Consider the following 19,943-nt stretch of genomic DNA (forward strand, 5'->3'; position numbering starts at 1 on the left):
ACCGCCCCCGGTAGCGTCTTTGATAGTCGACGCTGTAGAGCGCGCTTTCGCGGAAATCGCGGAAAGCCAGTGCCGGCCCGACCAGGATCAGCGCGGTGCGGTCGATGCCCGTCTCCTTGACCGCGCCGGCAATGGTGCCGAGCGTCGCGCGCACGATCTCCTGGTCCGGCCAGCTTGCCCTGGCCACCACCACGGCCGGGCAGTCCGCGCCATAGAAAGGCACAAGCTCGCCCGCCACGCGGTCGATGCTCTGGATCGAGAGGTGAATCGCGAGCGTGGTCCGCGCCGCGGCAAAGGTCACCAGCGTTTCCGTCGGCGGCATGGCGGACGCCCGCCCCGGCGTCCGCGTCAGAACGAGCGACTGCGCGACCTCCGGCAACGTCAGCTCCTGACCGAGCGCGGCAGCGGCAGCGGCGAAAGCCGGCACGCCAGGCGTCATCGTATAGGGAATGCCGAGCGCTTCGAGCCGCTTGATCTGCTCCCCGACCGCGCTCCAGATCGACAGATCCCCGGAATGCAGCCGCGCGACATCCTTGCCGGCGTCATGCGCCGACTTGATCTCGGCCATGATCTCGTCGAGGGAGAGCGGCGCCGTATCGACGATGCGGGCGCCCTCCGGGCAGTAGTCGAGCAGAGCCTTGGGAACGAGCGATCCCGCGTAGAGACACACAGGGCAGGCGGCGATCAGGTCGCGTCCGCGCACCGTGATCAGGTCGGGCGCACCCGGCCCCGCTCCGATGAAATGCACCGTCATGGCAGCGCCCCATCGCCGACCGCAAACGCGCATGTGGTCGTGGGATTGGCAAGTCGCGGCCCGAGCAGCCGCGCATTGGCGCCACCGGCGAGCAGCGCGGCAGCCTCCGCAACGGAGGGCGTGTCCTTGTGCAGCAGCGCGGCGTGCGAGGCCGTGAGCACCGCGTCCGCCGCGCTGCGCAGCTCCGCTGCACTGTAGGCTACCAGCACCACGCCCAGACGCCGCGCGGCTTCGCGCAAGCCCGGCTCATGGAGCTTCGACGCTTCCGTCGCAATGACGGCGATCTCGTCCGCACAGCCAAGCGCCGTCCGCGCATCGCGGATCGCGGCCTCGATATCGTCAGCCGGCGTCCCGCGCCGGCAACCAATGCCGCACGCTAGCATGGCTTCCTCGCGCGCCACTGCGTCACGGGCCTAGCCGGAGACCAGGCGACCTCGTTGCCAATCGGGCTCGCGCGGGCCACATCCAGACGCACGAGATCGCCACCGTGCTGATGGTAGAGGTCGAGCATCCGCTGTTCCGTCCTGAGCGCGACCGCGTTGGCGACCAGCCGGCCGCCGGGCTTGAGTGCCGCCCACGCGGCCTCGAACACGCCGGCATCGCCCATGCCGCCGCCGAGGAATACGGCATCGGGCGCCGGCAGGCCAGAGAACGCCTCGGGCGCGCGGCCCGTCACGATACGGAGGTCCGGCGTGCCGAGCGCCGCCGCGTTGCGCGCGGCCCGCTCCGCGCGGTCCACCCGCTCCTCGATGCCAATCGCTCGCATGGCCGGATGCCGCAGAAGCCACTCGATCGCGATAGACCCGGCCCCGAGCCCCACGTCCCACAGAAGCTCGCCCGCACGCGGGGCCAGCGACGAGAGCGTCACGGCGCGGATCTCGCGTTTGGTCAATTGGCCGTCGCTCTCGAACAGACTGTCGTCGAGCCCCGCCGCGAGGCTCAGCGTCGCCGCATCCGAGGGCAGCACGATGGCGACTGTATTGAGACTATCGACGGCGGCAAGCGCGAAGTCGGACGCCGCGCACGTACGGACACGCTCGCGCGGTCCGCCGAGCGCTTCGAGAATGGTGAGCGTGGCGGCGCCGAACCCGCGTGCCGCAAGCAGCTTGGCCAGACGGGCCGGCGTCTCGCCGTCCCACGACAGGGCGAGGATGCGCCCTCCCGGCTGTAGGTGGCGGATGATGGCCTCGAGCGGACGCCCGTGCAGGGTGACGAGAGCGCAGTCCTGCAGCGGCCATCCTAGCCGCGCCGCCGCCAGGCTGAAGGCCGAGGGCTGCGGCAGGCAGAGGATCTCGTCCACCGGCACGACCTCGACGATCTGCTTGCCGACGCCGTAGAAGAACGGATCCCCGCTGGCCAGCACCGCGACCGGCCGCCCCCGCCGCGCGGAAATCTCGGGAAACGCCTCGCTGAGCGGGCTCGGCCAGGAGAGCGTCTTGCCGTGGATCGCATCCCGCGCCAACATGAGGTGACGTTTACCGCCGACGACCAGCTCGGCACCCTGGAGGAGCGCCTTGGCCGCATCCGAGAGCCCGGCAAGGCCATCCTCGCCGATCCCGATCAGAGAGAGCCAGCGCCGATCCCGCGACGTGAGCGGCTCATCGCCCATGGAAGAAACCTCGATGCGCGTCCTGATCCTCGGCGGCACCACGGAGGCGTCGGCCATCACGCGCCACCTCGCCGGTGACCCGAGGTTCGAGGTGACGCTGTCGCTCGCCGGACGCACGGAGAAGCCCGCGACGCTCCCCGGCGTCGCGCTCCGCGTCGGCGGCTTCGGCGGCGCGACGGGGCTTGCGCACTGGCTCGCGGAAACCGGAATCGAATCCGTCATCGACGCGACGCACGCCTTCGCGGCCGAAATCTCGCGCAACACCGAGGCCGCAACGCGCGAGCGCGGCATTCCGCTCTGCACCGTCGTGCGCCCGCCCTGGCGGCCCGAGCCGGAAGACCGCTGGCACACCGTCGCAACGACCGAGGACGCGGCCGGCGCCCTGGGCACAGAGCCGCGTCGCGTGTTCCTGAGCGTCGGCCGGCAAGGCGTCGGCGCCTTCCGCAGCGCACCGCGCCACGCCTATGTCATCCGCTCCATCGAGCCGCCGGACGCGGCCGCGCTCCCACCCGACATCACGCTCATCCAGGCGAGAGGCCCGTTCGTGCTTCAGGACGAGATCGATCTTCTGACGTCCCACCGCATCGACGTCGTCGTCACCAAGAACGCAGGCGGCGCGGCGACCTATGCCAAGATCGAGGCCGCGCGCAACCTCGCGTTGCCCGTGATCATGATCGAGCGACCACACAAGGCCGGCCGCGACTTCGTGGCTGACGCCGATCAGGCTGTCGACTGGCTGGCGCGGCTTCATGCGACGTCTCGCTCGGAACGCGGCGTGTAGATCCACGGCGCTCCGCCGGGACGTTCGATCAGCCGGGTACGGCTCGACCCCACGAGCACGAGCGTGCGCATGTCGGCGCCCGCCGGGTCGGCATCGCCGAGCCGCGCGATCCTGAGCCTGGCCTCCGGCGTGCCGGCGGCCCTGACGAAAACGACCGGCGTGTCCGGCGCTTTGACGCTCCGCAGCAAGTCGAAAGCTTGCCCAAGCTGATCCGGACGCGCGACCGAGGCAGGGTTGTAAAGCGCGATGACGAAGTCGCCCCGCGCAGCCGCCTCGAGGCGCTGCGCAATGGTGGCCCAGGCCTTGAGGTTGTCCGACAGCGAGATGGCACAGAAGTCGCCGCCGAGCGGAGCACCGGCCTCCGCGGCCGCCGCGAGCATCGCCGTCACCCCGGGCTCGATGCGGATGTCGAGCGTGCGCCAGGATGGGTCGCCGGACTCCACGGCCTCGAACAGCGCCGCCGCCATGGCGAACACGCCCGGATCACCGCTCGAGACGACAACAACGTTATTTCCCGACGCCGCCAGCGACAGCGCATGTCGCGCACGCTCGACCTCGACGCGGTTGTCGGAGCCGTGGCGGCGCTGTCGTTCGATACCAACCGGCACGCGATCCAGATACGTAGTGTAACCGACGAGATCGGTCGCCTCGGCGAGCGCGCGGCTGACGGCAGGCGTGGTCAGCTCCGCGCTGCCGGGACCGAGCCCCACCACTGTGAGCTTGCCCGTCATATGCGCCGCCCCTGCCCCGGAATGATCACCATGGCGAAGTAAGTTCCGTCCAGGCCGTCGCAATCGGCGAGCGGTAGGATCCGCTCGTCGGCCATCGTGCCCCGCTCGACGTAGATGGCACGCTCGGTGAGACCGGCTGCCTCCACCGCGCGGCGCACCTTGGGGAGATTGCGCCCGATCTTCATGATCACGGCCGCATCCGACGACGCCAGGCGTTCCGTCAGCCTCTGCTCGTCGAGCGTGCCGGGCACGACCGTCAGGATGTCGTCACCCCAGGTGATGGGCGCATTGGCGCGCGTCCAGCATCCGGACATGCCGGTGACACCCGGCACCACCTCGACGGGCACCACGTCGTCGAGCCGCCGCCACATGTGCATGAACGAACCGTAGAAGAAGGGATCGCCCTCGGCCAACAGCCCGACGGAATTTCCGCCCCTGAGCTCCTGCTCGATGATGGCCGTGGTCTCGGCGTAGAACGCGCCGATATGGGCGCGGTAATCCGGGTGATCGGCCGGGATCTCGTCCGTCACCGGATACACGAGCTTGAGCTCGCGGCGATCCGCTCCGACGAGCGGCGACACGATCTTGCGCGCATTGCCTTGCCGGCCCTTCTTGGCGAAGTATGCAATCACGTCCACCGAGCGCACGAGCACGGCCGCGCGCAGCGTGAGATAGCGCGCGTCGCCGGGGCCGACGCCGATGCCGTAGAGGGTCCCGGCCTTCGCCGTCCCGGCGATGTCCTCGAGAGAGATCATTCGGACTCGCTTGCGAGCGCGTTGACCGCCGCCGCCGCCATGGCGCTGCCGCCCTTGCGGCCCGTGACGATCAGGTACGGACAGTGACCGGACACGCGCAGCGCCTCCTTGGACTCCGCCGCGCCGACGAACCCTACGGGAATGCCGATGACCGCGGCCGGCTGTGGCGCCCCCTCGTCCAGCATCTCGAGCAGGCGGAACAGCGCAGTCGGCGCATTGCCGATGGCGACCACGGCACCGCCGAGCCGCGGCCGCCACAGCTCGAGAGCGGCCGCCGAGCGCGTGGTTCTCATGCGGCGCGCAAGCTCCGGCACCCCGGGATCGCCGAGGGTGCAGATCACGTCGTTGCGCGCCGGCAGGCGGCTCCGCGTGACGCCATAGGCCACCATGTTGGCATCGCAGAGGACGGGCGCGCCGGCGAGCAGCGCGCCCCGCGCCGCCGCGGCGAAATCGTCCGACATGACGATGTCGGATGCGATCTCCACCATGCCGGAGGCATGGATGATGCGCACGGCGACCTTCTCGGCGTGGCCCTTGAAGTGCGAGAGATCCGCCTCGGCGCGAATGATGGAGAACGAGTTGCGATAGATCTCCGGTCCGTCGCGGAGATAGGTGCGCTCGCGCTGCATGCCGTCAACCTCCGGGCCTAAGAATGGCGGGGAGATCGTGAAGATCGTCGGGCGCGACGAACGCGTTCGGCGATGCTGCGGCGGAGCCGTTGCGGACGATGCCCAGGCCCTTGGGACCGGCAACCAGCACCAGATCGGCCGCGCGGGATCGGGCGCACCCCTTGGCGCATCCCGAGACATGCACCGACGTCACGCCGGGCAGCGGCATCATGGCCGCGATGCGAAGCGCGACCGCCCGCGTGTCGGCCGAGGCGGAGCGGCAAGCCGGCGCACCCGGACACGCATCGATCGCCAGCAGGGGATCATCGGCCGCGGTGACGAGCCCACCTGCGCGCGCCGTATCGAGGAGAATGGACGCCTCGCGGCTTCCGGTCACCGGCGCATAGAGCACACGCCAGGGCGACAATCGGAACGCGGCGACGCCAAGCTCGGCTGCCGTCTCCGCAATACGAGTCAGCCCCCGCACCGTAAGGCGCCCGAACGGCGCGCCGACACCGACTGCGACGATACTGCCGCGCGTTTCGATAAGACCGACGCGCTTGCAGGCACCCGCGTTAACCGAGGGAAGATCGCCCGCCGGCGCTCCGCAACGCGCCAGCACCTCCCGCAAAACTCCAACGCCGGAAGGATCGAGGTCGCGCATCCGTGCCCGGGGCTGCGACTTAGGAAGCGCGACAAACGCCGTCGCCAGCCGCACCGCAGCCGCGTGCGTCGCCTCCGGATCGAGCAGCCGCAGCCATTGGGTCCCTTGCGTTGTATCGATGCCAATGGCGATCCGGATGCCGCCTTCAGCATGGAAGGCCTTGAGCCGGATATCGGCACGCTCGCCGTCGAGCGACAGCAAGCCGCCGCCATCGACGACGAAACCGAACTTGCCCGGCAGCGCCCACAGCGCCGGCGTCTCCGCGAGTGCCGCCTCGAGCCTCGCGGCTATCGGCCGGACGTCGCAAACCTCCGTCGCGTCGATGCCCGTGAGCGGGATCACCATCACGTTGCGCACGGCCTCCGCATCGGCATGCGCGTCGATCAGTCCGCATTCGGACAACGCTGCCCATAGCGACGGAAGATCGCGCGCGTCCACACCGCGGATCTGCAGGTTGGCGCGCCGCGTGAGATCGATGAGCCCGTTCCCGTGGCGCCGGGCAACCTCCGACACCGCGAGCATCTGCGACACGCTGAGCGCGCCGCAACGGGGCCGCACGCGCACGATCAGCCCATCACCGGTCTGCATGGGGCGGAGCGCACCGGGACACCACCCCTTGACCGACGCCGGCTCGGCTATGGCGGCACTGCTGCTCATGAGGCGGCCCGCTCATTGACCAGTGGAACGGCATCTCTCCCGCCAAGCACACGCGCAAGCTCCGCATGCACGGCGTTGCGGCGCGGCGTCCACAGACGCCTGTCGATGGCATCCTTGAGCCGCGACGCGATAGCGCCCATGGCATGCGGATTGAGGTCGACGAGCGACGCAAGCCGCGCCTCATCCGCGATGACGGCATCATGCACCGCATCGAACAAGTGGTCTCCAACCACACCCGCCGTTGCCGCGAAGGCGTAGAGCGCATCGACACCCTGAGCGATCTCCGCCACGCCACGGTGGCCATGCCCGACCATGCCCGAGAGCCAGCGTGGATTGGTCAGCCGGCCGCGCACGATGCGGACGATCTCCTCCTCGATGGTGCGGGCGCGTGGCTCCTCGGGCCGGCTCGTGTCGAGATGATAAAGCGAAGGCGCGCGCCCCATCTGAGCTGCCGCTGCCGCGAAGCCGCCGGCGAAATCGGCGACACCATCGCCGTCCAGAAGGTCGCGCTCCCGGTCATCCTGCGGATGCACCAGCGCATCGGCGGCCGCGACGCGATCGGCGAATTCCTGCGGGGCCGAACGCTCGGCGCTTTCGGCACCATAGGCATGTGACGACGCTTCGAGGTAGGCGGCGGCGAGGTCGCCACGCGAGCCCCAGGCACCGTCGAGGGCTGCCGCGGCCGCGCCCGCACCATAGGTTCCGGGCTCGCCCCCGAAGATGCGCGCAAGGCTCGCGCCTTGACGCCGCACCACGGCCAGCGGGTTCCATTCCTCGGGCTCGTCGCGCTCGGCAACTAGGCGTACCGCGAGATCGAACAGCGCGATCTGCGCCGGAAAGATGTCGCGGAACGATCCCGAGATGCGCAGCGTGACGTCGATGCGCGGACGCGCCAGCTTGGCGATGGGCAGCACCTCGACGCCGACCACGCGGTTCGATCCGTCGTCCCACTTCGGCCGCGCACCGAGGAAGGCCAGCGCCTGGGCAAGGTCGTCACCGCCCGTGCGCAGCGAGGCCGACGCCCACAGGTCGAGCATCAGAACGCGCGGATAGTCGCCATGATCCTGCAGATACCGGCGTACCACCTCGTCGGCCGCGCGCTGACCGACGATGGTCGCCGTGCGCGTTGGCACCGCGCGCGGATCGATGGTCGTGAGATTACGTCCTGTCGGCAAAACGTCGCGCCGGCCGCGCGTCGGCGCTCCCGAAGGCCCCGGCGCGACGCGCCGGCCGTCGAGCGCCGCAAGCAAGGCTTCCCGCTCGTGGCGCGCGCACTCGGCGACGGCGCCTTCCACCGCGGCTGCATCGGCCGCAGGCGAAGCGCGAACGATGGCTGCAGCAAGCGCGGCGCAAGTCTCGGGAGACGGCACGCGTCCGAAGACATGCAGATGATCGCGGATGGCGAGATCCTTGATGTCGCAAAGCTGCGCGTCGAGCTTGGCGATGGCGTCGCGCGGCACATCCGTCCTCTCGAGGCCGCAATCCTTGGCAAGCCCCGAGCGCCACGCCCGGTCCAGGATCTCGCGCTCGAGGATGGCGATACGCCGCCGGTCCACGCCGTCGGCCTCCGCGTACTCCTCGATCAGCCCTTCGAGCTCGCCCAGCGGCCCTTCGAGGCCCGCCTCGCAGAGCGGCGGCGTCATGTGGCCGATGGTGACGGCCGAGATGCGCCGCTTGGCCTGCACGGCCTCGCCAGGGTTGTTGACGATGAACGGATAGACCACGGGCACCGGCCCGAGCACGGCCTCCGGGAAGCACGCGTCGGAAAGGGCCAGCGCCTTGCCCGGCAGCCATTCCAGCGTGCCGTGCGTGCCCATGTGCACGAGCGCGTCGATCCGCTCCTGCTCCCGCAGCCAAGCGTACAGCGCCACATAGGCGTGCCGCGGCGGCAGTTGCAGGTCATGATACCCGGCCTTGCGGTCGCCGCGTGGACCGCGATCGGGCTGCAGCGCCACGACGAGATTTCCACGCCGGACGCACGAAAAGCGGAGGTGCCCGCCACGGCAGGCGGGATCGTCCTCCGGCGCACCCCATGCTTCGGCGAGCGCGTTACGAATGCCTTCCGGCATCCCGGCCAGGCTCCCCGCATACCAATCCAGCGGAACATCGATCGCATCCGACGGCGCAAAGCCCGAGAGCCGCGCGATCAGGTCGCCGGCGTCGACCGGCTCGGCACCCACAGCATAGCCCGCCGCACCAAGCGCCGAGACGATCTCGGCCACGCTCTCGGACGTATCGAGACCGCATGCATAACCTGTCCGGCCCGCGCGATTAGGATAGTCGGAGAGCAGCAGCGCAACCCTGCGCTCCGACCGCTCCTTACGGCGCAGGCGAACCCATGCCGCCGCAAGATCGGCCACAAAGGCAACACGGCCGGCATCCGGCTCGTGCACGACGCGCGCATACTCGAGCCCCGGCTCGGCCGCGAGATCCGCCTTGAACGAGATGGCACGCGTGAAGAGGCGGCCGTCCAGCTCCGGCAGCACCACGTTCATCGCGAGGTCGCTAGGCGACAGACCGCGCGACGCCGCCTGCCAGGCCGATCGCGGATGCCCCGCCAGCACCACCTGCAGCACCGGACAGTCGGCGCCGTCGAGCAGGGTCGTATCGTCGGCACGCATGGCCGAGAACGCCGTCGCATTGAGGATGACGTCCGGTCGGACGCGGCGGATGAGATCGGAAACCGGCCCCGCAACCTCCACGTCCTTGAGACTCGTCACCGCGACGGCGATGGCGCGAAGGCCGCGCTGCTCCAATTGCTCCGTGAGCGCGGCGATGGGCCGGTGGTCGCCGGCTAGCAGACTTGCCCGATAGAAGACGACGAGCGCAACGGGGCGGTCGGAAGCGCGTCCGACGTTCGCCAGGGCCGCAGGATCGCCGTTGGAGTCGAGGGCCAGCGCCGCGTCGAGCTCCACCGGAGGATCGAGGCTCGCATGCGCTCCGAGCAGTCGCGCGGCATAGAGCAGGAGATTGCGCGCATTGGCCGGACCACCGGCCCGGAAATAGCGCTCGAACGCCCCCAGCGCGTCACGCGGCACCGTCGAGATCGCATCCAGCCGCGGATCGCGCCGGTCGTCGCCCGGCAGCGCGACGAGCAGGATCTTCCGCCGGCGGGCGACCTCCGCAATCTGCTCGAAGCCGTAGCGCCAATAGTCGAGCCCACCGAGCCCTCGCACGATGACGAGGCGCGCCCCTTGGACGACGCGCTCGACATAGAGGTCCACCGACATCGGATGACGAAGCTTCTTGAGGCTCGCCAGCCGCAAAGAGGGAAACAGGGACGGATCCTCGCCCCAGACCGCCGCCAGCGCCGAAAGGTCGCTGTCGCTGAACGACAGCACGACGACGTCGGCGGGCGTCTGACCTAGATCGACCGCACCGTCTACTTCATCCAGCGAACCCGTTTCGACAGCGAGCAGATGCATTCCGCGACTTTACACGCTCCCAATGGCCTGTGCGATGGCCTCGCGGTCCAGCCCTTTCTGGCCGATGACCACAAGGCGGCCCTGGCGGCTCTCGTCGGGGCGCCACGGGCGGTCGAACTGGTGCTGAAGACGCGAGCCCACGCCCTGGATGAGCAGCCGCATCGGCTTGCCCTTCACCTCGGCAAAGCCCTTGATCCGCAGGATATCGTGGTCGTCCGCCGCACTCCTGATCCGGTCCAGCAGCTTATCAGGCGCGTCGAGCGCGGGGATATCGACGATGAACGTGTCGAAGTCGTCGTGGTCGTGCTCGGCCTCGTTGTCGTGATGGGACGGACGCGCCGCGAGATCCGTCTCCGCCGCGGCGCCGAGGCCGAGGAGCACCTTGGCATCGAGTTGCCCGCCCGTCGTCTCCACCACCTTGACGACCCGCGGCACGGCGGCCTTGATGTCGCTCGCGACCTGCTCCAGCTCTGCCGCCGTCATGAGATCCGTCTTGTTGAGCACGATCAGGTCGGCGCAGAGAAGCTGGTCCTCGTAGACCTCCTCGAGCGGGTTCTCGTGATCGACCGAGGCGTCGTCGGCGCGCTGAGCGGCCAGTGCCTCGGGATCGTCGGCGAAGCGTCCCGCCGCCACCGCCGCACCGTCCACGACGGCGATGACGCCGTCCACGGTGACGCGCGAGGCGATGGCCGGCCAGTTGAACGCCTGCACCAGCGGCTTCGGCAGCGCGAGCCCGGAGGTCTCGATCAGGATGTGCTCGGGCGGCTCCGCGAGCCTCAGCAGCCCCTCGAGCGCAGGCACGAAGTCGTCGGCCACCGTGCAGCAGATGCAGCCGTTCGACAGCTCGACGATGCGATCCTCGCTGCAGCTCTCGACCCCGCAGCCCTTGAGGATCTCGCCGTCGATGCCGACGTCGCCGAACTCGTTGACGATCACGGCAAGGCGCCGCCCCTGGGCGTTTTGCAGGATGTTGCGCACGAGCGTTGTTTTTCCGGCACCGAGAAAGCCGGTCACGATGCTGCAGGGCACTTTGGCGAGTGCGGTCATGATGGGTCTTGCTCCGGATGGGAAAAGCCGATCGGCGGCACACGGGCGACGACGCCCTTTCGGAAAGCCTCAGGGCGCTCCTTCCACGGGATGATGCCGTTGTCGGATTGCTGGAACGCTCGCACGGATTCGACGATCTGGTCGAGATGCGCGTCCGTCTCAAGGTTGCCGATCAGATAGGTCCACTTGCCGCTGCCCTTGAGCGCGATGGTGCTCGGACGATTGCAAACGGCCAGGCACTCGACCGGCGTCACGGTGATGCTCTCGTCAGCCGACAGACGCCCTTGCAAGGCATCGGCGAGCCGGCGGCCGGGCAGATGGAAACCCTCGCCGTCCGGGTTCGCCTGCCGGCAGGAAATGCACACGAATACGGTAACGGCGGTATCGGTCATGAGAGCAGACGCACGCAGCTAGGCCTCGGCCACGACTGGGGTTTCGTTCCTTTGCCAGAACCACCCCGCCAGGACCCCGACGAGCACCCACAGCACGGCATGGACGGAGAGCGAGACGGACGCAAACCGGGCTGCGAGCTCGGCCGGAACGCGCCCCGCACCTGCGTCGGCGGGATGGGGCGCACCGATGACATGCGGCGCGAGCAAGAGAGCAAGGCCAAGCACGGGCAAGGCAACACCGCGCGATCTGAGAAGCAACCATAGACCCGTCGCCGTCGCAACCGCCGTCCCGATCCACCACACCTGCCGGTCGAGAAGATCGGCGGCGTGCATGCCCGGCAGCTCGGGAGGAAGCCCGAAGGCCGGCGCGAGCCCCGTCACCACGAACCCGGCGGCGGCCCAGCTCAACGCGCGCTGCCTGTCGATGGCATCGCCGGCCACCAGCATTCCGGCGAGCAGCAGAAAGGCAAACCCGACCGCCGTGGCGACGGTGACGGTGCTGGCATAGACCGTGCGCTCCAGACCGTCGGCCGGAGCCCACGCGTCACCCGCCTCGGCCCCAGGCGCAGCATCGTGCCCGACATGCGCGAGAATGAGGCGTGCGCCGTGCATCCCGGAGAGCACGACACCCGGCCGCGCATCCAACGCCACCTGGTTTTCATAAACCTCGGCCGCGAGGATCAGGGGCGTGGTCGTGAAATGCTGGAGCAGGGCCACCAGCAGACCGGCGACGAAACCCGCCGCCAAGCCGGCCGCAAGAACGCGCGTGATCATGGATTTCCCCGCTCAGTGGCAAGGAAAGCTGAGGGCGTGACGCGTGTCGTGACCAGCGTTGTGGATCGTCGCCGAATGCGAGAAGCCCGCCGTAAAGACGAGGACCGTACCGAGCAGCAGCGCAACGGCAGCCGCCTTGAGGCTCTCGGACCTCTGCCCGGCAACCGACAGCGGCGCGGAATGAGCTTGTGCGTTCACGAGACTTCTCCTTGACCACCCCTCCGGGGCCTACGAGTGAATGGAAGCGAACGGCCGGTCTCCTGGCTCTCGGGTCCCTGCATCCGGCCGCCTTCCCGGTTTCCCAGTGGCATCGAGACCGAACACTCACCGATTACAGTTGCGGGGGCAGCTGCGGCATGGGCCTCACGGAGGCGGCACCGCATTCCCGTTGAATCCTCTCACGAGGAACCGTCTTCGATTTTGATAATGGCTACCGCGGCGTAACGTCAACGGAAATCGCTTCGGCACGCCTGCTCACCAGGAGAGGACCCAACCTGGGTTTCGCCCGTGCCGGCCAGGGCCAGCCCAAGGCGCTGCCATGCCATCTCGGACCCCGGCAACCCCAGGCGAAGCCATGTCGGCGCATAGGAAAACCGCCGCACGTGGATGCCATGACACCCGAGTACATCCGCCAGTTGGGAGGCCCTCGGATGGGCGGCGAGACGAAACAGCGACGTACCCCCGAGAATGTCGCAACCGCTTGCCGCCAGCACGGCATCGAGCCGGCGGCTGTCCGCTATCAGCCGCTCCCGCGCCGCACTGAGCCATCGCTCATCGGCAAGGGCCGCCGCGCCGATCGCCAACGCCGGCCCCGCCACGGCCCATGGCCCAAGAGCCTGTCGGAGCCGTTCAGCCAGCGCCTCATGCGCGATTGCGAACCCGAGCCGCGCGCCGGCAAGGCCGTACATCTTTCCGAACGAGCGCAGCACGACGGTGGCGGGCGGCAGGCAAGGCACAAGGCTCACCTGATCCGGCATGACGTCGACAAAGGCTTCGTCGACGACGAGGAGGCTGCCGCGCGCGTGCAGGGACGCCGCCAGTTCGCGCAACCGGCCCGTATCCGTGACGCGTCCCGTCGGGTTGTTCGGATTGACCACGACGACAACGTCCGCCACGCCGGCCGCCTCGATATAGGGAATCTCGACGACGTCGTGTCCCTCCCGCTGCCAGGCCACCGCATGCTCCGCATAAGTCGGCCCGACGATAGCGACATGTGTGGGACGCACCAGCCTTGGCAGCACCTGGATGAGCGCCTGCGTTCCGGGCGCGCATACGACGTTCTCGGGACCCTCCGCCCGATAGCGGCACGCGGCCACCTGACGAAGCGTCCATTCGTCCGACTTCTGCGGCAGACGCTGCCACGCGTCGCCGGCAAGCTCAGGCAGCGGATACGGGCACGGATTGATCCCGGTCGAAAGATCGATCCACGGCTCGGGCGCGCCGGGAAACCGCATGCGTGCCGCATCGAGATCGCCGCCGTGCACGATCGCCTCCAGACGTTCGGACATCAGGTCGCCACCTGCTCGCTCTCTCTGCTCAATCCTCTTGCCGGACGGCACGCCGGGTTTGATAAAGGCTGCCGAACGACGGCGTCAATTGGAACCCGGCCTGTCAAGAAAACCCGAAAAAGAGAGGTGATCCCATGCACACAGGCGAGCATGACGAAGTACGGCACAAGGAGAAGATGGCCAAGCGCAAGGCGGCGCAGGACGCGGAGGTCTCGGCCAAAACACAGGAAAAGGGCCTGCTGATCGTGCACACTGGCAAGGGCAAGGGCAAATCCACCGCCGCGTGGGGCCTGCTTCTGCGCGCCCTTGGCCGGGGAATGCGCGTTGGCGTCGTCCAGTTCGGAAAGGGCGCCTGGGAGACCGGCGAGCGAAAGGCCGTCGAGAAGTTCGGCGACCAGGTCGTCTGGCACACGCTCGGAGAGGGCTTCACCTGGGAGACGCAGGATCACGCCCGCGACGTCGCCGCCGCCGAGAAGGCCTGGGTCGCCGCCAAGGCCCTGCTGGCCGATCCCTCCTTCAGGCTCATCATCCTCGATGAGCTCAACATCGCGCTCCGCTACGATCACCTGGCGCTCGCCGACGTGCTCGCGACGCTGCGCGCCCGCCGACCGGACATTCATGTCGTGGTGACTGGCCGCAACGCCAAAGCCGAACTGATCGAGGCAGCCGATCTTGTCACCGACATGACGCCGGTCAAGCATCACTTCGCGGCCGGCGTCAAAGCCCAGGAGGGCATTGAGTTCTGATCGCATGAAAGCCATCATGTTCCAGGGCACCGGCTCGGACGTCGGCAAGTCGCTCCTGGTCGCGGGGCTGGCGCGCGCCTTCGCCAACCGCGGCCTGCGCGTACGCCCCTTCAAGCCGCAGAACATGTCGAACAATGCCGCCGTGACGGCCGACGGCGGCGAGATCGGCCGCGCGCAGGCACTGCAGGCGCGCGCGGCCCGCGTGGCACCGTCCGTGCACATGAACCCGGTGCTGCTGAAGCCGCAGAGCGAGATCGGCGCCCAGGTCGTGGTGCAGGGCCGCGTCGTCGGCAACGCGCCGGCACGCGCGTATCACGCCATGAAGCCCCAGCTCATGGCATCGGTGCTCGAAAGCTTTCGGCTGATCGGCAGCGAGGCCGACATCGTCCTAGTGGAGGGTGCGGGGTCGGCCTCCGAGGTCAACCTTCGCAGCGGCGACATCGCCAACATGGGCTTCGCGCGCGCCGCCGATGTACCCGTCGTTCTGATCGGCGACATCGAGCGCGGCGGCATCATCGCCAGCCTGGTGGGGACGCAGTGCGTGCTCGAGCCGGAGGACGCGCAAAGGATCGCCGGCTTCATCGTCAACAAGTTCCGCGGCGATCCCGCGATCTTCGCCGACGGCATGACGCTGATCGAGAGCCGCACCGGATGGAAGGCGTTGGGTCTGATCCCCTACTTCGATCGCGCCAACAGCCTGCCTGCGGAGGACTCCCAGTCCCTGTCGGTCGAGCGCGCAGGCGCCTCTGCCGATCGCCCGCTCATCGTGGTTCTAGCCTACCCGCGCATCTCCAATTTCGACGACTTCGACCCGCTTCGCCTGGAGCCCGGCGTGGAAGTCGCGTTCCTGCGTCCGGGAGAGCCGATCCCCGGTGCGGCTGCCCTCGTCATCCTGCCCGGCTCGAAGGCCACCATGGCCGACCTTGCCACGCTACGAGAGACGGGCTGGGACATCGATCTTGCCGCCCATGTCCGCCGCGGCGGCCACGTGCTCGGCATCTGCGGCGGCTATCAGATGCTGGGCCGCGAGATCTCGGACCCGGAGGGCATCGAAGGTCCGCCCGGCGCGACGGCCGGCCTCGGCTTTCTCGATGTCGACACCATTCTTGCCGGAGGCAAGGTTCTGGTCGAAGTAGAAGGAAAGGCGTCGGCCGGCGTGCTCATCAAAGGCTATGAGATGCACGTCGGCAGAACCACGGGGCCAGGATGCCAGGCCCCGATGCTCCGCTTTTCGGACGGGCGCGGCGACGGCGCCACGGCGATGTCAGGCCGCATCGCGGGCTGCTACGTGCACGGGCTGCTGTCGAGCGACGCTTATCGCGCGAAACTGCTCGAGCAGGTCGGCGCACGCGCCTCCGCGCTGAGCTACAAGGATGAGGTGGAGGCGACGCTCGATGCGCTCGCAGCGCATCTCGAGTTGCACGTCGATTGCGACCGCATCCTGGAGCTGGCGAGCAAGACTACCATCCGCCAGGGCTAGTGCCTCCTCACGACAACGAAGGAGGTCGGACAAACCGGCAGCAGCCGATCAATCTTCAGCGCGGCGCGCAGCATCGTCTGATAGGTGCGCACGAACCGGCTGCGGAAGAACTTGCCGAAGGCCATCTCCGGCGTGATGACCAGCATATGCAGAAGCAGGCTTCCGAGCCCACCCAAACGCGTGAGGTCCGCACCAGGAAAGCGCTCGGCGATCATCACCGGCGTATACTGCCGATAGCCGTGCCAGAGGTACGTAAAGAGGGCCGCCCCGGCGGGCACAATATGGATCTCCACGCCGCCAGGCCGCATGAACGCCTCGAACTTCCGGATCAGATCCGCATCCCGCGGAATGTGCTCCAGCGCCGAGAACGAGAACAGCAGATCGACGCTATCGGGCGAGGTCTCGAACGCATGCGCATCTCCCCGCTGAAAGCGCACCGAAAGGTTCGGCGTATCGGTCGCCGCGAAGCGATCCCCGATATCGAGCCCCAGGTAGGAGCCCGAGATGCCAAGATCCGACATGCGACGCGACATGAACCCGGACCCGCATCCAATCTCGACGATGCTGAGCCGGCCGCTCGGCACCAGGCCCGCGAGACGCTCGCTGAGGAAAGCTTCGGTCAGCAGCCGGCTTGGCGACTGCGTGCTGAACGCGGCGATCGATTCCTGAGCGGGAAAGAAGGGCGTCGATTTCGGGCCACGCCCCAACGAGCCGACCAGGCGCCGCAGGTTGAAGAGGAGATAGCGGACGGCCTGCCCAAACGGAAGTCGCTGATCGCCGCTGATCTCTTGTGTCACGCTGTCCCCGACCTCGATGCTGACGCCGAACGCGCCTATCGCCGCTTGGCGACCGACAGCGAGGACCAGATCTCGCCCCATAGCGTCAGGAGCTCGTCGAGCTCGAGGCCGGCCTTTTCGACATCCGCGCGGAACTCGGCCCGCGTGTGCTCGACCTTGTGATCAGGATCCGAGTAGTAGTTGACGCCGAGCTCCTTTCGCATCGGCATCTTCCAGTCCCGCTCGAAGTGCGGCACGCGGATCAGGAAGCGCTGCGCACCCGTGGTGGCGATCAGGGCGGAAAGAAACCCCGGACGGTCGGTGATGTGCTCGAATACATTCGACAGCACGATCACCGTCCACGGTCCCTCTGGCACGGACTTGGTGGCGTCGGATTCGACAAACGAGAGGTTCGGCGGATTGTCGCTGGCGCGTGCCTGCCCCAGGCGCCCCTTATCGTAGTCGACACCAACCACCTTGATGCTCGGATAAGCCCGCGCGATGGAGCGCGCCACGGCGCCATACCCGCAGCCGACATCCAGCACGCTGTCTTTGTCGCTGATCCGCTCGATGAAGAAGTCATGGTAGCGCGTGAGCCGGTGCTTGGGATGCACGCCGTCGCCGGAGACGAGGGCGCGCTCGTTCACGACATGCTCGAGATCGTCCTGGATGGCGAAGAGATTCTTGAGGCCGTTCCTAGCGTCACCCCGCGACTCAAGAACGAACAGGCCTTTGAGATAGAGATGGCGGAAACGCGCGGGGATCAGTTGCCAGATGACCGCCAGGACGTTCGCTGTTTTGAGAAGCAGTGCCTTCATGCCGTCACCGACCCATCCCTGACCAATTGCTCGAACACCGCGCCATGTCGCGCGATCCAATTCTCAAGTCCAAATCTTTCGACGGCGCGCGCGCGCGCCGCGACGGCCATGCCCTCGCGCCGGGCCGTGATCTGCGACAGCCCTTCTGCAATCGCGCGCCCGTCGGGAACGACCGCGCGCTCGAAACTCTCCTCGACCGGCAGGCCGATGCCGGCCTCGGCTCCGACAAGCTCCGGCACACCACCGGAGGCCGAGTACAGCACCGGAAGGCCGGAAGCCATCGCCTCGATGACCACGTTAGGACACGGGTCATTGTGCTTGGTGATGAGGTAGGCGTCGGCAGACCGGTAGATGTCCGGCGCATCCAGGCTGGAATAAGGACCCGTGAAGCTCACGGCATCCTCGATGCCGAGCGCGGCAGCCTTTGCACGCATCTCGGTTTCGACACTGCCTGCAACAGTGCCCGCAATCCTGAGCACGGCATCGAGCCCGCCGCGCCGCGCTTCGGCCACGCCATCAAGGGAGGAGAGAAGACGATAAGCGGTATCCGGTGCTATTTTTCCCGTGACGAGAACGACGAACGGCCCCGACTTTCGCGGCTCGACATTCGGCCGGAAGCGCACCGTATCCGCAGCATTGTAGAGCACCTCGCCCGCACCCGGGCGTGCACCCAAGAACTTGTCCGCACATCGCCGGCAGAACTCCGACTGCCAGAACACGTGGTTGGCCTGGTGGTACGCCGCAGCCATGCGCCGGTTCTCGCGCTCCCAGCCTTCGGGGTACCAGGCGGAGTAGAAAACGCCGTTCTGGTTGAGCACGATGGGAATACCGCGCGCCCGGATGGCGGAGACCACCGCATCGGGCAGATAGAGCGCGTTGGAGAGCAAGTAGACCAGCGAGAACCCGAAGCGCGTGTCGGGAAAGTGCTGCTTGAGAAGACGCGCCTTGACCAAAGGCCCGCCGCCATCGCCGGAGCGGGCACCGCCATAGAAGACCCGCGTCGGCAGGTGCGCCGATGCTGCACCAAGCACCGCCAGCGTCGCGGCGCCGTTGACGAAGCGATAAGCCGTCCGGGCAAAGCCGCCGGCCAAGTCAGGCCTCGCCGGCGAGCAGCGGACGCCATACTTCTTCGAGGTGGCGCCGGCCAACGACGGACCAGTCGGCAACCATCACGGCATCGCGTGCCGCACGGCGCAAGGAGGCGGCTGCCTCCGCATCGCCGACGATTCCGAGCGCCTTGCTCACGATGGCATCCACATCGCCGACCTCGACCAGAGCCCCCGAGACGCCATCGGTGATGAGGTCCGGCGCCATTCCGACTCGGGTGGCAACGACCGGCACATGCGCCGACATGCTCTCCATCACCGCCATAGGTCCGCCCTCCTCGCGGCTAGTCATGAGGTAGAGATCGAGCGCGTGGTAGAGCTTGGCGAGCCCATCGCGATCGGATGCGTAGTGGTGCGCATATCGGATGCCGAGGCGTTCCAACCCCTGCTTGACGTAGCCGCGAGCAGGCCCCGAGAGCAGGACGAAGACCGGGACGTGCCTGGAAAGCTTCTCGACCGCGGCGAGAAAGACGTCCGGCCCCTTGATGAGCTTGGGCTCGAGACCTTCCCCCCAGCCGTTGCCGTCCTTCTGGAACGAGCCGACCACGATCTCGTGCGATGCCACGCCAAAGCGTTGCCGAGCCTCGGCGCGTTCCGATGGCGTGGGAGGCAGGAAGCGATCGGTCTCGACGCCGATCGGGATGCGCACGATCTTGTGGGCGGCAACACCCCACGAGCGCAATCGATCCTGAACGATGGCAGCCGACGCGACAATCTTCGAAAGCCGCGCCTCGCTCCTGAGAAAAGCATCGATATGCCGCGCCACGTCCGGCCCGTCCTCAGGCTTTCCGTGGAAGAACGTGGAAACGAAGCGGCAGCGTGGCGAGAGGTGCCGCCCCCACTCGACCCACTGATACTGCGACCCGAACTCAACCACTCCCGAGGTCAGCGATGCCGGATCGCTGGTGACGTGCGCCGTGCCGGGTGCCAGCGCGTTGGCCGCCTCAGCCGTAAACGTGCCCCACCAACGAATAGCCCAGTCGGCGCGTTCGATCACGATACCGACGGGCGGCCGGGCGACAGGACGAAGCGCCGCCCCCAGACGCTTGGCCCGAGCCTCCGCGCCGCGAATGAGGGGCTTGATGGTGGCCGCAAGGCTCATGTCGCAGCACCTTCCCGTTCGCCACGGATCATACGCTCGACAATCTCTTCGAATCCGACAGTGGGACCCCAACCCAGGCGTTCGCGTGCGCGCCGCGCATCGCCCAGGGAATGCACTATCTCCGACGGTCGGCGCAGCGACGGGTCGAAATCGACATGGTCGCGCCAATCGATGCCGACGACACCAAACGCTGCGGCGACGAACTCCTCC

The 19,943-nt window shown here is 68.0% G+C and carries 21 protein-coding genes and 1 riboswitch; of the genes, 3 read left to right on the top strand and 18 right to left on the bottom strand.

All coding sequences use genetic code 11. The annotated features are described in order from the left end of the window. The 3 genes from cobM to cbiE form a co-directional block, all read right to left on the bottom strand. On the bottom strand, positions 1-754 hold a 754-nt coding region (gene cobM, locus IT540_RS13670; RefSeq protein ID WP_291178852.1), incomplete at its 3' end, for a precorrin-4 C(11)-methyltransferase. After that, positions 751-1,137 (bottom strand): cobalamin biosynthesis protein, encoded by a 387-nt coding sequence (locus IT540_RS13675; RefSeq protein ID WP_291178855.1) that lies wholly within the window; start codon positions 1,135-1,137, stop codon positions 751-753. The genes IT540_RS13675 and cobM, both read right to left, overlap by 4 nt. Next, on the bottom strand, positions 1,131-2,363 hold the full coding sequence (gene cbiE / locus IT540_RS13680) for a precorrin-6y C5,15-methyltransferase (decarboxylating) subunit CbiE (RefSeq protein WP_291178911.1): 1,233 nt from the start codon (positions 2,361-2,363) through the stop codon (positions 1,131-1,133). The genes IT540_RS13675 and cbiE overlap by 7 nt, the downstream gene beginning before the upstream one ends. A 13-nt stretch (positions 2,364-2,376) precedes the next feature. Here cbiE and IT540_RS13685 point away from each other — a divergent pair, with 13 nt between their 5' ends. After that, positions 2,377-3,144, top strand: a complete 768-nt coding sequence (locus IT540_RS13685; protein WP_291178858.1) for a cobalt-precorrin-6A reductase — start codon at positions 2,377-2,379, stop codon at positions 3,142-3,144. Here IT540_RS13685 and cobJ read toward each other — a convergent pair. The 10 genes from cobJ to cobD form a co-directional block, all read right to left on the bottom strand. Next, complete coding sequence (gene cobJ, locus IT540_RS13690) at positions 3,111-3,875, bottom strand: precorrin-3B C(17)-methyltransferase (protein ID WP_291178862.1); 765 nt, start codon at positions 3,873-3,875, stop codon at positions 3,111-3,113. The genes IT540_RS13685 and cobJ overlap by 34 nt on opposite strands. Next, positions 3,872-4,630, bottom strand: coding sequence for a precorrin-2 C(20)-methyltransferase (locus IT540_RS13695; protein WP_291178865.1), 759 nt, complete (start codon positions 4,628-4,630; stop codon positions 3,872-3,874). Before IT540_RS13695 ends, cobJ begins: the two co-directional genes overlap by 4 nt. Next, positions 4,627-5,259, bottom strand: coding sequence for a precorrin-8X methylmutase (locus IT540_RS13700; protein ID WP_291178868.1), 633 nt, complete (start codon positions 5,257-5,259; stop codon positions 4,627-4,629). The genes IT540_RS13695 and IT540_RS13700 overlap by 4 nt, the downstream gene beginning before the upstream one ends. Before the next feature lie 4 nt (positions 5,260-5,263). Further along, positions 5,264-6,559 (bottom strand): precorrin-3B synthase, encoded by a 1,296-nt coding sequence (cobG, locus tag IT540_RS13705; protein WP_291178872.1) that lies wholly within the window; start codon positions 6,557-6,559, stop codon positions 5,264-5,266. Next, complete coding sequence (cobN, locus tag IT540_RS13710; protein ID WP_291178876.1) at positions 6,556-9,984, bottom strand: cobaltochelatase subunit CobN; 3,429 nt, start codon at positions 9,982-9,984, stop codon at positions 6,556-6,558. The genes cobG and cobN overlap by 4 nt, the downstream gene beginning before the upstream one ends. Positions 9,985-9,993: 9 nt before the next feature. Then, positions 9,994-11,031, bottom strand: coding sequence for a cobalamin biosynthesis protein CobW (gene cobW, locus IT540_RS13715; protein WP_291178879.1), 1,038 nt, complete (start codon positions 11,029-11,031; stop codon positions 9,994-9,996). Next, positions 11,028-11,423 (bottom strand): DUF1636 domain-containing protein, encoded by a 396-nt coding sequence (locus tag IT540_RS13720; RefSeq protein WP_291178881.1) that lies wholly within the window; start codon positions 11,421-11,423, stop codon positions 11,028-11,030. The genes cobW and IT540_RS13720 overlap by 4 nt, the downstream gene beginning before the upstream one ends. 18 nt (positions 11,424-11,441) lie before the next feature. Next, positions 11,442-12,197: a CbtA family protein gene (locus IT540_RS13725; protein WP_291178885.1), complete on the bottom strand. Its 756-nt coding sequence runs from the start codon at positions 12,195-12,197 to the stop codon at positions 11,442-11,444. Positions 12,198-12,209: 12 nt separating this feature from the next. Then, the gene (locus IT540_RS13730; RefSeq protein WP_291178888.1) at positions 12,210-12,395 is read right to left on the bottom strand and encodes a CbtB domain-containing protein; all 186 of its coding nucleotides are present in this window, start codon (positions 12,393-12,395) and stop codon (positions 12,210-12,212) included. Positions 12,396-12,429: 34 nt separating this feature from the next. Further along, a riboswitch (cobalamin riboswitch) is annotated at positions 12,430-12,625 on the bottom strand. Positions 12,626-12,643: 18 nt separating this feature from the next. Next, positions 12,644-13,705 (bottom strand): threonine-phosphate decarboxylase CobD, encoded by a 1,062-nt coding sequence (gene cobD / locus IT540_RS13735; RefSeq protein WP_291178891.1) that lies wholly within the window; start codon positions 13,703-13,705, stop codon positions 12,644-12,646. Positions 13,706-13,839: 134 nt separating this feature from the next. On the opposite strand from cobD, the gene cobO reads away from it, so the two are divergent. Next, positions 13,840-14,451: a cob(I)yrinic acid a,c-diamide adenosyltransferase gene (gene cobO / locus IT540_RS13740; RefSeq protein WP_291178894.1), complete on the top strand. Its 612-nt coding sequence runs from the start codon at positions 13,840-13,842 to the stop codon at positions 14,449-14,451. A gap of 4 nt (positions 14,452-14,455) precedes the next feature. Continuing rightward, positions 14,456-15,931, top strand: a complete 1,476-nt coding sequence (locus IT540_RS13745; RefSeq protein ID WP_291178897.1) for a cobyric acid synthase — start codon at positions 14,456-14,458, stop codon at positions 15,929-15,931. On the opposite strand, the gene IT540_RS13750 is transcribed toward IT540_RS13745, so the two are convergent. From IT540_RS13750 to IT540_RS13770, 5 genes are all read right to left on the bottom strand, one after another. After that, positions 15,928-16,809: a class I SAM-dependent methyltransferase gene (locus tag IT540_RS13750; protein WP_291178900.1), complete on the bottom strand. Its 882-nt coding sequence runs from the start codon at positions 16,807-16,809 to the stop codon at positions 15,928-15,930. The two genes, IT540_RS13745 and IT540_RS13750, sit on opposite strands and share 4 nt — an antisense overlap. Continuing rightward, entirely contained in the window at positions 16,764-17,525 is a 762-nt protein-coding gene (locus IT540_RS13755; RefSeq protein ID WP_291178902.1) for a class I SAM-dependent methyltransferase, read from the bottom strand. Before IT540_RS13755 ends, IT540_RS13750 begins: the two co-directional genes overlap by 46 nt. Next, complete coding sequence (locus IT540_RS13760) at positions 17,522-18,616, bottom strand: glycosyltransferase family 4 protein (RefSeq protein ID WP_291178904.1); 1,095 nt, start codon at positions 18,614-18,616, stop codon at positions 17,522-17,524. Before IT540_RS13760 ends, IT540_RS13755 begins: the two co-directional genes overlap by 4 nt. A 1-nt stretch (position 18,617) precedes the next feature. Continuing rightward, positions 18,618-19,733, bottom strand: a complete 1,116-nt coding sequence (locus IT540_RS13765) for a glycosyltransferase (protein WP_291178906.1) — start codon at positions 19,731-19,733, stop codon at positions 18,618-18,620. Further along, positions 19,730-19,943, bottom strand: a 214-nt coding sequence (locus tag IT540_RS13770; RefSeq protein ID WP_291178908.1) for a GDP-mannose 4,6-dehydratase, incomplete at its 5' end; no start/stop codon positions are given. The genes IT540_RS13765 and IT540_RS13770, both read right to left, overlap by 4 nt.

Origin of the sequence: Hyphomicrobium sp. (genome assembly GCF_020852195.1) — a bacterium.
Lineage (GTDB): Bacteria > Pseudomonadota > Alphaproteobacteria > Rhizobiales > Hyphomicrobiaceae > Hyphomicrobium_C.